Below are 14,088 nucleotides of genomic sequence, written 5' to 3' on the forward strand. Positions count from 1 at the left end.
TGTGGCACAGAAAAGATTAATTCATTTCACATAGGAAAAACAATCCAATGAAAAAAGTAGTAAAAGCAACCGCACTTTCTTTAGCATTAGCATTCACTTCTTCTTTAGCAATGGCTGCTGAAAACATTGCTTTTGTTAGTGGTGATTATTTGTTCCACAATCATCCAGATCGCAAAATGATTGCTGAAAAACTTGAAGCTGAATTTAAACCTCGTGTTGAAAAATTAGCCGCAAATAAAAAATCTGTTGACGAAAAAATTGCGGCGTCTCAGAAAAAAGTAGAAGCAAAAATTGCTGCGTTACAAAAAGAAGCACCAAAATTACGTAGTGCAGACATCAAAAAGCGTGAAGATGAAATTAATAAATTAGGCAATTCAGAGCAAGAAGCCTTAAATAAATTAGTGACAGCTCACGATGAAGAAGTGCGTAAATACCAAGAAGATTACGCAAAACGTGATAAAGAAGAAACGGATAAATTAGTTAATAGTATCCAAACTGCCGTGAATAATGTTGCAAAAGCGAAAAACTATACCTTAGTCCTTAACGAAGGTGCCGTGGTGTTTGCCGCAGATGCCAAAAATATTACGGAAGAAGTGTTAAAAGCGATTCCTGCAACACAGGCTAAATAATGCAAGTTTATTCCCTTCAAGACTTAGCACAACAAATCGGCGCTACCATTCGTGGTAACGCCGATGTTGTTGTTGAAAGTATCGCACCTTTAGACAAAGCGACAGAAAAACAGCTGACTTTTATTTCTAATCCTAAATTTCGCTCACTGTTATCCGAATCGAAAGCAGGGATTTTAGTGGTGTCGGAAGCGGATGTGCCGTTTTGTGCCGAACAAAGTAACCTATTGATTGTAAAAGATCCCTATGTGGCTTATGCCATCTTAGCCCAATATATGGACAGCACCCCTAAAGCCGCATCAGGCATTGCACCCAGTGCGGTGGTTTCCGAAAAAGCAGTATTAGGTCAACATGTTTCCATTGGGGCGAATGCCGTGATTGAGGATGGCGTTGAGCTAGGTGATCATGTAGTGATTGGGGCAAATTGCTTTGTGGGAAAAAACACCAAAATTGGTGCTTATACCCAGCTATGGGCAAATGTGAGCGTTTATCACAATGTCGAAATTGGTCATCATTGCTTAATTCAATCGGGTGCGGTTATTGGTAGCGATGGTTTTGGTTATGCCAATGATCGTGGTCGCTGGATTAAGATTCCACAGGTAGGACAAGTGCTGATTGGGAATCATGTTGAAATTGGTGCTTGTACCTGTATTGATCGTGGTGCATTAGATCCCACGGTCATTGAAGATAATGTGATTATCGATAACCTTTGCCAAATCGCACACAATGTTCACATTGGCACAGGCACCGCTGTCGCTGGTGGTGTCATTATGGCGGGGAGTTTAACCGTTGGGCGTTATTGCCTCATTGGTGGAGCAAGTGTGATCAATGGGCATATGGAAATTTGCGATAAAGTCACAATCACAGGCATGGGCATGGTTATGCGACCGATCACCGAGCCAGGTGTGTATTCTTCAGGCATTCCATTACAACCTAACAAAGAATGGCGTAAAACTGCAGCTCTTACTTTAGGCATTGATGGCATGAATAAGCGGCTAAAAGCCCTCGAGAAAAAGTTAGAATCAAAATAATCTGAAAACGAACCGCACTTTTTAGCGGTTCGTTTTGTATTCATGCTATAAATACCGTATAATTTCAAATATTTTTGTTTATTTTTTATTGAAAGGTACTATTGTGACAACTGAAATTACCGCAACAAAAACCATTGAAGCAAATGAAATCATGAAATTACTTCCTCACCGTTATCCTTTCCTATTAGTGGATCGTGTGGTGGATTATGAAGAAGGTAAGTGGCTAAAAGCAGTAAAAAATATTAGCGTGAATGAACCTTGCTTTACAGGGCATTTTCCAGAACAACCCATTTTCCCAGGTGTTTTAATTTTAGAAGCAATGGCACAAGCAACAGGTGTTTTAGCCTGTAAAACTTATCGCCAACTGGAAAATGAAATTTATTATTTTGCGGCAATTGATAATGCGCGTTTTAAACGTCCAGTATTACCTGGGGATCAAATGCTTTTAGAAGTCCATTTTGTGAAAGAACGCCGTGGTGTAACCCGTTTTACAGGGGTGGCAACCGTTGATGGACAAATTGTGTGTGAAGCAGAATTGATGTGTGCACGCCGTCCAGCACAATAATTAAGGAGTCAAGAATGATCCATCCAACAGCGAAAATTCATCCGATGGCAATTGTCGAAGAGGGTGCAAAGATCGGTGAAAATGTGGTAATCGGCCCCTTCTGTATTGTGGGGGCAGAGGTAGAAATTGGTAAAGGCACCATTTTACATTCACATGTTGTGGTCAAAGGCATTACAAAAATTGGTCAAGATAACCAAATTTATCAATTTGCGAGTATTGGCGACACCAACCAAGATTTAAAATATCAAGGCGAGCCAACTCGTACCGTCATTGGAGATCGTAACCGTATTCGTGAAAGCGTGACTATCCACCGTGGTACCACACAAGGTGGTGGCGTCACGGTGATTGGTGATGATAACTTGTTTATGGTGAATGTACATGTCGCACATGACTGTCGTATTAAAAACCGTTGTATTTTAGCCAATAATGCCACCCTTGCTGGGCATGTGGAGCTTGATGATTTTGTGATTGTCGGTGGAATGTCTGCCATTCATCAATTTGTGGTGATCGGTGCACATGTGATGCTTGGCGGTGGATCTATGGTAAGCCAAGATGTTCCTCCTTATGTGATGGCACAAGGTAACCATGCTAAACCTTTTGGGGTCAATATTGAAGGCTTAAAACGCCGTGGCTTTGATAAGCCAACGTTACATGCGATTCGAAATGTTTATAAGTTAATTTATCGTAGTGGCAAAACCTTAGATGAGGTTATGCCTGAAATTGAACAAGTGGCGGCGACAGAATCATCGATTAGTTTCTTTATTGAGTTCTTCAAGCGTTCAACTCGTGGAATTATTCGTTAATTCATCAAACTTTTTTAAAATCGACCGCACTTTTATTGTGAAAAGTGCGGTTATTTTTTATCTAGGATCTGAAAATGGAACAGATAACAGCATTTAACCCCACTATTGCGATTGTGGCAGGGGAAGTTTCTGGGGATATTTTAGGGGCAGGCTTAATCCGTAGCTTAAAAATTCGTTATCCCAATGCCCGTTTTATTGGGATTGCAGGGCCCCGCATGTTAGCAGAAGGCTGTGAAACCTTAGTGGAAATGGAAGCCTTATCAGTGATGGGCTTGGCAGAAGTGGTGAAACATTTACCCCGTTTATTAAAAATCCGTCGCCAAGTGATCCAAACCATGCTAGCGGAAAAGCCAGATATTTTTATCGGGATCGATGCCCCTGATTTCAATTTAGATGTGGAATTAAAATTAAAAGAAAACGGCATTAAAACCATTCATTATGTCAGCCCTTCTGTGTGGGCATGGCGTCAAAATCGTATTCATAAAATTGCCAAAGCCACAAATCTGGTTTTGGCATTCTTACCCTTTGAAAAAGCCTTTTATGATCGTTTCCAAGTGCCTTGTCGTTTTATTGGGCATACAATGGCAGATGCCATTGCGTTAAAGCCCAACCGTTCAGAGGCTTGCCAATGTTTACAGCTTGATGAAAAACAACGTTATGTCGCCATTTTGGTTGGCAGTCGACGTTCAGAAGTGGCATTTTTAACGGAACCTTTTTTGAAAGCGGCCCAATTATTAAAACAACAATACCCCGATATTCAATTTTTAGTGCCGTTAATTAATCCACAACGCCGTGAGGAATTTGAACAGATTAAAGCCCGAGTCGCCCCAGCGTTAGACATGATTTTGTTAGAGGGAAAGGCTCGTCAAGCGATGATTGCTGCACAGGCAACCTTATTAGCTTCTGGTACCGCCGCATTAGAAGCCATGCTATGTAAATCGCCAATGGTTGTGGGGTATCGCATGAAAGCCACTACCTATTTTTTAGCGAAGCGTTTGGTCAAAACGGATTATATTTCCTTACCCAATTTATTAGCTGGCGATAGCCTTGTGCCTGAAATGATCCAAGCAGAATGTACGCCAGAGAAATTGGCAGAAAAATTGGCATTTTATTTAAGTGAGGAAGAAAGTGCGGTGCAACATCGTCATGATTTAGTGCAACGTTTTGTTGATTTACACAAAATGATCCAATGTGATGCAGATAAGCAAGCGGCACAAGCGGTCATCGACCTGTTGGAGGCGAATTAAATGGTGTTTGAATATCCTCAACATGTAGGTTTAATTGCGGGTGTTGATGAAGTAGGGCGTGGACCATTGGTGGGGGCGGTGGTGACTGCCGCCGTCATTTTAGATCCAACAAACCCCATTGAAGGCTTAACGGATTCTAAAAAACTGTCAGAAAAAAAGCGGTTGTTGCTGGCGAAGGAAATTAAGCAAAAAGCCTTAGCATGGAGCTTAGGCAGAGCCGAACCTGAGGAAATTGATCAGCTCAATATTTTACAGGCGACCCTGCTCGCCATGCAAAGAGCGGTGGAAAATTTACCTATTCAACCGCACTTTGTGTTGGTGGATGGTAATCGTCTTCCCACTTTGTCGATGCCTGCACAAGCGGTAGTAAAAGGGGACAGTTTAGTGGCAGAAATTAGTGCTGCCTCCATTTTGGCAAAAGTGGCACGAGATCAAGAAATGGCGGAATTAGACTTACAATACCCTGATTATGCCTTTGCTCAACATAAAGGCTATCCGACCAAATTGCATTTAGAAAAATTGGCACAATTGGGGCCGTTACCTCAACACCGTCGCAGTTTTTCTCCTGTGCGAAAGTTGTGCAATAACGTATAATTTATCAACGATTTAACTTTGGGAGCTCAACGTGGATTTTATGTTACAAAATGACTTATGGATAAACCCATTATTTTGGGTATTAGCCTTGCTATTGGGGGCAATCGTGTTGTTTGTCCGTAGTAAAATCAGAATGGACGTGGTTGCACTTTTGGTGATGGTAGCCTTTGCCTTAAGTGGCATTTTAACTGTGCAAGAAGTCTTCGCAGGTTTTAGTGATCCCAATGTGATCTTGATTGCGTTATTGTTTATTGTGGGTGAAGGGATTGTTCGCACGGGAGTGGCATCTCAAGTCAGTGAATGGTTATTAAAAGCCTCGAAAAATAGCGAAACCAAAGTGTTGATTTTGTTGATGCTTGCGGTGGCAACCTTAGGCTCCTTTATGAGTTCAACAGGGATTGTCGCCATTTTCATTCCTGTGGTGTTGGCTATTTGTCAGCAAATGAATATTTCCCCAAGACGTTTAATGATGCCATTAAGTGTGGCGGGCTTAATCAGTGGCATGATGACATTAATCGCCACCGCCCCTAACTTGGTGGTCAATGCCGAGTTGATCCGAAATACCGATTTTCGTTTTAAATTCTTCGACTTCACCCCTGTCGGGCTTGTGGTGTTGACCATGGGGATTTTATATATGTTAGTGGCTCGTCGTTGGTTAACCGATCCGAATGAACAGGAAAACAAGGATACGAGCAAGCGTTCCATGACCGATTTGATTGAAGAATATGGTTTGAAAGATCGCACAAAACGTTTAGTGGTGAAGCAAGGTTCTCCTTTTATTGGGAAGACATTAGATGAATTGCACCTGCGTTCCAATTATGGTTTAAATGTGTTAGCCATTGAGCGTTGGAAGCGATTTAGTCCTGTTTATATCAGTGCCGTGAGCAATTCTGAAATTCGTGAAAAAGATATTTTGATCATGGATATTATGAATTCAGAGTTAGATTTAGCCGTTTTCAGCCAAAAATATCAATTAGAAATGGCGGACATTCGTGGGCAAAACTTCTCACGTCAAGCCAAATCCATCGGTATGGCAGAAATTACACTCGTGCCAGATTCGGATTGCATTGGTAAAAATGCCTTGGAACTGCGTTTTCGTTCACAATATGGCTTAAATGTGGTCGGTGTGAAACGAGAGGGTGAGCTGTTAGAAGGCAATCTTTCTGAAATCAGCTATCGTTTAGGTGATTTGATTTTAGTCGTCGGGGATTGGAAAGCCATTTCAGAAGTACAAAAACATGCGAAAGATTTTTATGTATTAAATTATCCGTTAGAAATGGATCATGCCGTGCCTGCCGCAAGCCAAGCCCCTCATGCGTTATTCTCTATTTTGACCATGGTGATCTTAATGGTGGCAGGGGTGGTGCCGAATGTGATTGCCGCATTAATTGCCTGTTTAATGTTGGGGTATTTTCGCTGTGTTGACGGGAAAAGTGCGTATGAATCGATCCATTGGTCAAGCTTGGTCTTAATTGTGGGCATGATGCCTTTCTCCATTGCCTTACAAAAAACGGGAGGGGTGGATCTTGCGGTGAAACTCATGCTAGATGCCGTGGGCGGATTGGGATTACATGTGGTATTAATGAGTCTGTTTTTACTGTGTGCCGCAGTGAGTTTATTTATTTCTAATACAGCCACCGCCATTTTAATGGCACCGATTGCCATTACTATCGCCCAACAATTACAGGTTTCTCCAATGCCATTTGCGATGATTATTGCCGTTGCCGCCTCTGCTGCTTTCATGACGCCTGTCTCTTCCCCAGTGAATACCATGGTGCTCGGTCCGGGGGGCTATAAATTTTCCGATTTTGTGAAAATCGGCGTGCCTTTTACCTTGTTAGTGATGGTGGTGAGCGTTTTTTTCATTCCTTTATTATTTCCATTTTAAATGGGAGGAAAAATGAGTATTTATGACTTAAAACCACGTTTCCAAAATTTACTTCGCCCTACGGTGGTGAAGTTGGCACAGCGTGGTGTGACGGCAAATCAAGTGACCTTATCGGCTTGTGGGCTGTCGGTACTGCTAGGGATCGTGCTAGCTTGCTTTCCTCATGTGAATGCCTTATTCATTTTGATTCCTATTTGGTTGTTTATACGCATGGCACTCAACGCCATTGATGGCATGTTAGCTCGGGAATTTCACCAACAAACCCGCTTAGGGGGCTATTTAAATGAAATTACTGATGTGGTGTCTGATGCTGCCTTGTATTTGCCCTTTGCGTTTATCGCCCCTTTCAGTGGGTTACAAATAGGGCTGATTATTTGGCTAGCGGCATTAACGGAATTTTGTGGGGTATTAGGGCAAGTTCAAGGGAAAACACGCCGTTATGATGGCCCATTGGGTAAAAGTGATCGTGCCTTTTTATTTGGGGTGTTAGGCTTGCTTTATATGCTGATGCCACAATTACCCACTTGGTTAGTTTGGGTAGCTTGGCTTGTGGTGTGTTTGTTAATCCTCACTTGCATCAAACGGGTGCGAGCAGGGTTAGCTGAGGTGAAGGCATAACGTCCCAAAACGTCTTTAAAATCAACCGCACTTTTATGGTCTAACCAATAAACTCACAGGAGGACATTATGTTAGCAAAACTTGTTGATTTTCTCTTATCTCGTTTTACCTCCTTTATTACGGGCGTTCGTCCACAACAAAGTATCTTGCAGCAATCTGCAGGCAAGCCGCGTTTGTATTATGCCAATCACAATAGTCATGGTGATTTTATTTTATTTTGGGTGTCATTACCTTACGACGTTCGCAAAAATACCCGTCCTGTGGCGGGGGCTGATTATTGGGAAAAAGGACCTTTTCGTCGCTTTTTAGCTTACAAAGTGTTTAATATGTTGTTGATTGAGCGAGGTGGGAATGATCCCAAAGCGGTAACCGATAAAATCAGTGAGGCATTGAAAGAAAGCTCATTGATTATTTTCCCCGAAGGTACACGTAAAATGGATGATGATCTGCCTTTGCAACCTTTCAAAAGTGGGATCTATTATCTTGCTAAGCAAAATCCGAGTTTAGACATTGTCCCTATTTGGATTAACAATATGCATAATGTGCTGCCAAAAGGCTTTATTCTGCCGATTCCGTTACTTTGCGATCTGTATTTAGGCGAAGCATTACATTATCAGCCAGAAGAAGAGAAACAAGCTTTTCTCACTCGAGCAGAACAGGCGTTACTCCGTTTAAAACCACAACAGAAAGGGGCTTGATCATGGAACTTTGGACATTATTTATGGGCTTAATTGCCACATTGATTTTTGCCTCTTTGGTGGGCTACGCCTTAAAGTGGAAAGTGGGATTTGGCACACCTCACGCAGTGATTGATAATTTGAACGCACGCATTCAGGCATGGTGGGTGATGATTTTAATCATTTTCGCCGCCACCTTTCTCGGCTTTTATGCCCTGATTGCCTTATTTTTTATCATTTCTTTTATGGCATTGCGTGAATTTCTGTCCCTGATTTATATTCGCCGTGGTGATCATCTTGCCCTAGCCGCCTGTTTCTATGTGATTTTGCCTGTCCAATATTATTTTGTCGCCATTGATTGGTTTAGCATGTTCACCATTTTTATTCCTGTCTATGCCTTTTTATTTTTACCGATTTTATCTGCCCTACTTGGTGATGCAGCCCATTTTTTAGATCGCTCCACCAAAGTACAATGGGCAATTATGATTGCCGTTTTTTGTATCTCACATATTCCCGCCATTCTCACCCTTGAAATTGCAGGCTTTGAGCAGAAAAATGTCTTACTGATGATTTTCCTGATTTTAGTGGTGCAATCGAGTGATGTCTTGCAATATGTATGGGGCAAATTAGCGGGGAAACATAAAATTGCTCCCCGTTTATCACCGTCTAAAACCGTGGAAGGTTTTGTGGGTGGGGTGTTAAGTGCCTCTTTATTAGGTGGTTTACTGTATTGGCTCACCCCGTTTACGCCATTACAAGCCTTCTTGATGAGCTTATTAATTTGTTTAATGGGCTTTTTAGGTGGCTTGGTGATGTCTGCCATGAAACGCAGTATGGGGGTAAAAGATTGGGGCAATATGATCAGTGGACATGGGGGAATGTTAGATCGCATGGATAGCCTTTGCTTTGCCGCACCGATCTTCTTCCATGTTGTGAGATATTATTGGGTTTAGTTGTTAATCAAAATAGAGGAAAAAATGACCGCACTTTTAAAAATTGGTTTAGTTTCAGTCTCCGATCGTGCTTCACAAGGGGTTTATGCCGATCAAGGGATCCCCGAATTACAAGCATGGCTCGAAAAAGCATTATGTGATCCCTTTGAAGTGGAAACACGCTTAATTCCCGATGAGCAAGAGAAAATCGAAAAAACCTTATGTGAATTGGTAGATGATTGTCATTGCCATTTAGTTTTAACCACAGGCGGAACAGGGCCGGCAAAACGTGATGTCACGCCCGATGCCACACTCGCCGTGGCAGATCGTGAAATGCCGGGATTTGGTGAACAAATGCGACAAGTGAGTTTGCATTTTGTTCCTACGGCGATTTTGTCTCGTCAAGTTGGTGTGATTCGCAAAAACAGCTTAATTTTAAATTTACCCGGTCAGCCAAAAGCCATTAAAGAAACCCTTGAAGGGGTGAAAGATGCAAACGGGCAGGTTTTAGTCAAAGGCATTTTTAGTGCTGTGCCTTATTGTTTACAACTGATTGAGGGGATTTACATTGATACCCATCCAGAGATAATCGAAAGTTTTAGACCCAAATCTGCCCGTCGCGAATGCTCTCAACAAGAAAGTGCGGTATAAAAAGGAAAAGTATGATGAAAAAAATTGAAGCCATTATTAAACCATTCAAATTAGATGATGTGCGTGAAAGTCTCTCAGACATTGGTATCACAGGCATGACCGTGACGGAAGTGAGAGGGTTTGGACGCCAAAAAGGGCATACCGAGCTGTATCGTGGTGCCGAGTACATGGTAGATTTCCTGCCTAAAGTCAAAATGGAAATTGTGATTCCCGATGAACAAGTGGATCAATGTATTGATGCCATTATGGAAAGTGCACAAACAGGCAAAATTGGCGATGGAAAAATTTTTGTGTACGACGTTGAACGTGTCATTCGCATTCGTACGGGCGAAGAAAATGAGGATGCCATTTAAATGCTAAAGATGGAATCTTCAATTGTCAGGGTGCTAGTCGCACTGGCGGCGATTGTGATTATTCTGGCGGGTGTAAAAATCGCCAGTGAAATTGCCGTGCCTTTTTTGCTGTCGCTTTTTATTGCGATTGTTTGCTCGCCATTAATTAAGTTTATGACCAATCGCAAAATCCCTCACTGGCTTGCGATCACCTTACTGCTTATTATGATCCTATTTGTGTTTTTCTTCTTACTAGGCTTGATCAACAGCACGGCAAGAGAATTTACACAATCCATTCCACAATACCGCCTTTTATTATTAGAACGTGTTGGATCCTTAGTCGTCCTTGCGAAAAAATGGCATATCCCTTTAGATGTGTCAGTGGAGCGTGTTATGGAATATATGGATCCGAGTGTCATCATGAACTTAGTGAGTAGCACATTACTGAGTTTCTCAGGGGTCGTCACCAACGTTTTCGTCTTATTTCTTGTGGTGATCTTCATGTTAAGCGAAGCCCCTTTTGCCAAACATAAATTAGCCTTAGTTTTTAGCTCAGATATTCGCAATATTCACCGTGAAGAACATTACATTAACCGCATTTTACAAGGCGTGATCAGCTATCTTGGAGTGAAAACTTTAACCAGTTTATTAACGGGTTTCTGCGTGTATCTGCTCCTTGAACTCACCGATGTTCAGTATGCGATTTTATGGGCAACATTAAGTTTTCTTCTTAACTATATTCCTAACATTGGCTCGATCATCGCTGCTGTTCCCATTGTGGTGCAAGCCTTATTATTAAATGGCTTCCCGACAGGGCTTGGGGTGGCAATTGGGGTCGGGGCAATTAATATGATCGTCGGCAATATTATCGAACCCAAAATGATGGGACGCACCTTAGGCTTATCCACCTTAGTGGTGTTCTTATCCTTACTCTTTTGGGGCTGGTTGCTCGGCACAGTGGGCATGTTGCTTTCTGTGCCACTGACCATGGTATTAAAAATTGCCCTCGAAGCCAGCCCAGAAACCATGAAATACGCCATTTTGTTGGGCGATGTGAAAGACATCAACCGAGAAATTATTGATGCCAAACAAGAAGCAGCCGAACGCATGAAAGAGCAAGCTGAATGGGAAGAAAATGCGGAAGAAATTGCCGAAGCTATCGCCACCGCAAAAGAGCAAGCCAAAAATGAAGCCATTGCTGGCGTCATTGCGGAAGCAAAAGCAGAAGTTCAAGCCGAAATTCAAGCCATCGCCAATGCCACGGAGCAAAAATAACAAAATCTATTAAAAACACACCGCACTTTTTCTTGCTAGAAAAGTGCGGTGTTTGTTTAAAGCTGATATGAGCGATTTAACTTGCTATTGACTATGTATTATCGCCTGAACATCCCGCCTCTGAGCCTCACTCCGTCATGCATAGCTTGTCTTTTAACTGTAATGGCATATGATGGTGTATGGGGACATTTCTTTAAATGAATAAACAAACGTGATTGTTTTGTTTTAATAGGAAGTGGATATGCAAGAATATATTTGGTTTTTCCCACTTATTTTTATTTTTCATGAGCTGGAAGAAATCATTGGCATGAAACATTTTTTGAATAAGAATAGGTCGTTATTTCATCATAAATATCCGTTTATTTATAAGGTATCGCAAAATTTTAGTACGGAAGGATTTGCTTTTGCCGTATTAGAAGAATTTATCCTATGTATCGCTCTTTGTTTCTGTGCCTTCTTTATTATGAGTTGTGTGACTTTTGGGCTTTGGTTAGGCGCTTTTATTGCTTGTACTTTTCACTTTGTGATACATATCCTACAAACGCTCATTTTAAGGCAATATATTCCAGCAACAATAACAAGCATCATCTGTTTGCCTATTTCACTATGGATAATTTATCAATGTTTTTTGGCTCAAGAATATGGGCTAGCACAAATATTCCCTTATCTCTGTATTGGCTTTTTTCTTGTGGCGATAAACTTATTTTTCGCACAAAAGCTTATTGGTATTTTCACTCGACTAATGAAGACGAATTGAGATTAGCTGCCTGATTTAGTCTATTCTTATTTAAAATAAGGATGTATTCACTCAATCCACCTTGCTTTTATGTCTTTCGCCTTTCTTTCTCGATCCCGATCGCAAAAAAGTGCGGTGTTTTTTTACAGGGTTTGGCAAAATTGCTAGATTAATGCGTACTAACTCTGTACAATCGCAACTCATTTTTTATAGGCGATAATCAATGCCGTAATGTGTAACAACGAGGCACTATGTTAGAAAAACAAAGCTGTGCTGAAAAGGCACAAAATGCAGTGAAAATGGTGGAATTTTCCGTTGAACCTGCAAAGAAAATTAATTTAATGAATTTAACACGCCAACAAATGCGTGAGTTTTTTCAAGAATTGGGCGAAAAACCGTTTCGTGCCGATCAATTGGTGAAATGGATTTATCATTTTGGCGAAGATAACTTCGACAATATGACCAATATTAACAAGAAGTTAAGAGATAAATTAAAGCAAGTAGCTGAAATTAAAGCCCCTGAAGTGGCGGTGGAGCAACGTTCTGCCGATGGTACCATTAAATGGGCTATGCAAGTAGGCGATCAGCAAGTGGAAACGGTGTATATTCCTGAAGCAGATCGTGCGACATTATGTGTATCTTCACAAGTGGGCTGTGCGTTGGCTTGTACTTTTTGTTCAACGGCACAACAAGGGTTTAACCGCAATTTAACGGTGTCGGAAATTATTGGTCAGGTTTGGCGTGCGTCAAAAATCATTGGGAATTTCGGGGTAACGGGCGTGCGACCAATCACTAACGTGGTGATGATGGGCATGGGCGAGCCATTATTAAATGTGGCTAATGTGGTGCCAGCAATGGAAATCATGCTAGATGATTTTGCGTATGGTTTATCAAAACGCCGTGTAACCTTATCGACTTCGGGAGTGGTGCCTGCGTTAGATAAATTAAGTGAAATGATTGATGTGGCGTTAGCCATTTCGTTACATGCCCCGAACGATGAATTGCGTGATGAAATTGTGCCAATCAATAAAAAATATAACATTAAGATGTTAATGGATTCGGTCAATCGTTATTTGAATGTGTCGAATGCTAATCACGGTAAAGTGACCATTGAATATGTGATGTTGGATCATGTTAATGATGGCGTGGAGCATGCTCATCAATTAGCACAGGTATTAAAAAATACCCCTTGCAAGATCAATTTGATCCCATGGAATCCGTTCCCTGAAGCACCTTATGCGAAAAGCTCAAATTCTCGCATTGATCGTTTTCAAAAAACATTAATGGAATATGGTTTCACTGTGATTGTGCGTAAAACACGGGGCGATGATATTGATGCCGCTTGTGGGCAATTAGCTGGTGATGTGATTGACCGCACGAAACGGACGGCACAGAAAAAACAATTTGGCAAGGAAATTGCTGTGAGAAACCATTAATTCTGTTTCAGCATTTTCATGAATAAAAAAGGAGAAAAAATGAACCGCACTTTTCGATTTTGGCTTGCAAGCATTTTTTCTCTTTTTCTTTGTGCTTGTGTTTCACAGCCTCAACGCTCAGAGTTTGATGCGAAACAAGCCGCAAAAGCACGAGTGGAACTGGGGTTAGGCTATTTGGCACAACAGGATTTTGTGCGAGCTAAACAAAATTTTGATAAAGCGTTGAGTTATTCTTCCGATTTTTACTTAGTGCATTCTGCGTTGGCGTATTTTTATCAAACTCAAGGGCAAATTGAGCAAGCCTCAAAGGCATATGACACGGCGATCAAACTCGATCCTTCGCAAGGTGATGTGTTAAATAATTATGGTGCGTTTTTATGTAGTCAAGGGGCATTTGAACAAGCCTATTTGCACTTTGAGCAGGCGTTGAAAAGTCAGCATTATTATCAATATGCGGATACTTATGAAAATATGGCGTTGTGTGCCTTTTCGCAGAAAAACCTTCAACGTTACCAACAAAGTGTGCAAAACCTCATGAAAATGGATGCAGCAAGGGCTCGACAACTTCCCACAATGAAAGAATAATGTGATGACCTATTAGAAAAATCTGTGGCTGAATGGCTTATCTGTGTAATAACTATTGCAAAAGCACGCTGACAACTTTAAACTTTAGCATT

16 protein-coding genes are annotated in these 14,088 nt (G+C 41.4%); all 16 read left to right on the top strand.

Annotated elements, in window-relative coordinates:
- Window positions 1-47: 47 nt before the first annotated feature.
- The 16 genes from ACPEEM_RS01340 to pilW all read left to right on the top strand — a co-directional run bounded on the left by ACPEEM_RS01340 (window position 48) and on the right by pilW (window position 13,996).
- Window positions 48-629 carry an OmpH family outer membrane protein gene (locus ACPEEM_RS01340; RefSeq protein ID WP_424402506.1) on the top strand — a complete coding sequence of 194 codons (582 nt, stop codon included), beginning with the start codon at window positions 48-50 and terminating at the stop codon, window positions 627-629.
- Complete coding sequence (lpxD, locus tag ACPEEM_RS01345) at window positions 629-1,657, top strand: UDP-3-O-(3-hydroxymyristoyl)glucosamine N-acyltransferase (RefSeq protein ID WP_424407465.1); 1,029 nt, start codon at window positions 629-631, stop codon at window positions 1,655-1,657. The genes ACPEEM_RS01340 and lpxD overlap by 1 nt, the downstream gene beginning before the upstream one ends.
- 103 nt (window positions 1,658-1,760) lie before the next feature.
- On the top strand, window positions 1,761-2,222 hold the full coding sequence (fabZ, locus tag ACPEEM_RS01350; protein WP_424402508.1) for a 3-hydroxyacyl-ACP dehydratase FabZ: 462 nt from the start codon (window positions 1,761-1,763) through the stop codon (window positions 2,220-2,222).
- 14 nt (window positions 2,223-2,236) lie between these two features.
- Entirely contained in the window at window positions 2,237-3,025 is a 789-nt protein-coding gene (gene lpxA / locus ACPEEM_RS01355; RefSeq protein ID WP_424402509.1) for an acyl-ACP--UDP-N-acetylglucosamine O-acyltransferase, read from the top strand.
- 83 nt (window positions 3,026-3,108) lie between these two features.
- A complete protein-coding gene (lpxB, locus tag ACPEEM_RS01360; RefSeq protein ID WP_424403960.1) occupies window positions 3,109-4,272 on the top strand; it encodes a lipid-A-disaccharide synthase in 1,164 nt (387 codons plus the stop codon).
- The gene (gene rnhB / locus ACPEEM_RS01365; RefSeq protein WP_424407467.1) at window positions 4,273-4,866 is read left to right on the top strand and encodes a ribonuclease HII; all 594 of its coding nucleotides are present in this window, start codon (window positions 4,273-4,275) and stop codon (window positions 4,864-4,866) included. It begins immediately after the preceding gene.
- 40 nt (window positions 4,867-4,906) lie between these two features.
- A complete protein-coding gene (locus ACPEEM_RS01370) occupies window positions 4,907-6,754 on the top strand; it encodes an SLC13 family permease (protein ID WP_424405421.1) in 1,848 nt (615 codons plus the stop codon).
- A 12-nt stretch (window positions 6,755-6,766) separates the two neighbouring features.
- Complete coding sequence (locus ACPEEM_RS01375; protein ID WP_424402512.1) at window positions 6,767-7,372, top strand: CDP-alcohol phosphatidyltransferase family protein; 606 nt, start codon at window positions 6,767-6,769, stop codon at window positions 7,370-7,372.
- A 68-nt stretch (window positions 7,373-7,440) separates the two neighbouring features.
- Entirely contained in the window at window positions 7,441-8,070 is a 630-nt protein-coding gene (locus ACPEEM_RS01380) for a lysophospholipid acyltransferase family protein (RefSeq protein WP_424407469.1), read from the top strand.
- A 2-nt stretch (window positions 8,071-8,072) separates the two neighbouring features.
- Complete coding sequence (locus ACPEEM_RS01385; RefSeq protein ID WP_424407471.1) at window positions 8,073-9,002, top strand: phosphatidate cytidylyltransferase; 930 nt, start codon at window positions 8,073-8,075, stop codon at window positions 9,000-9,002.
- A gap of 24 nt (window positions 9,003-9,026) precedes the next feature.
- Complete coding sequence (mog, locus tag ACPEEM_RS01390) at window positions 9,027-9,632, top strand: molybdopterin adenylyltransferase (protein WP_424402515.1); 606 nt, start codon at window positions 9,027-9,029, stop codon at window positions 9,630-9,632.
- A gap of 14 nt (window positions 9,633-9,646) precedes the next feature.
- Window positions 9,647-9,985, top strand: coding sequence for a nitrogen regulatory protein P-II (gene glnB, locus ACPEEM_RS01395; RefSeq protein ID WP_424403962.1), 339 nt, complete (start codon window positions 9,647-9,649; stop codon window positions 9,983-9,985).
- Window positions 9,986-11,239 carry an AI-2E family transporter gene (locus ACPEEM_RS01400; protein WP_424402516.1) on the top strand — a complete coding sequence of 418 codons (1,254 nt, stop codon included), beginning with the start codon at window positions 9,986-9,988 and terminating at the stop codon, window positions 11,237-11,239.
- 241 nt (window positions 11,240-11,480) lie between these two features.
- Entirely contained in the window at window positions 11,481-11,996 is a 516-nt protein-coding gene (locus ACPEEM_RS01405) for an HXXEE domain-containing protein (RefSeq protein WP_424402517.1), read from the top strand.
- 278 nt (window positions 11,997-12,274) lie between these two features.
- Window positions 12,275-13,411 carry a bifunctional tRNA (adenosine(37)-C2)-methyltransferase TrmG/ribosomal RNA large subunit methyltransferase RlmN gene (locus tag ACPEEM_RS01410; protein WP_424403964.1) on the top strand — a complete coding sequence of 379 codons (1,137 nt, stop codon included), beginning with the start codon at window positions 12,275-12,277 and terminating at the stop codon, window positions 13,409-13,411.
- A gap of 39 nt (window positions 13,412-13,450) precedes the next feature.
- Window positions 13,451-13,996 (top strand): type IV pilus biogenesis/stability protein PilW, encoded by a 546-nt coding sequence (gene pilW / locus ACPEEM_RS01415; protein ID WP_424402518.1) that lies wholly within the window; start codon window positions 13,451-13,453, stop codon window positions 13,994-13,996.
- Window positions 13,997-14,088 lie beyond the last annotated feature (92 nt).

This window comes from Pasteurella pantherarum, assembly GCF_049670885.1.
Classification (GTDB): Bacteria; Pseudomonadota; Gammaproteobacteria; order Enterobacterales; family Pasteurellaceae; genus Pasteurella.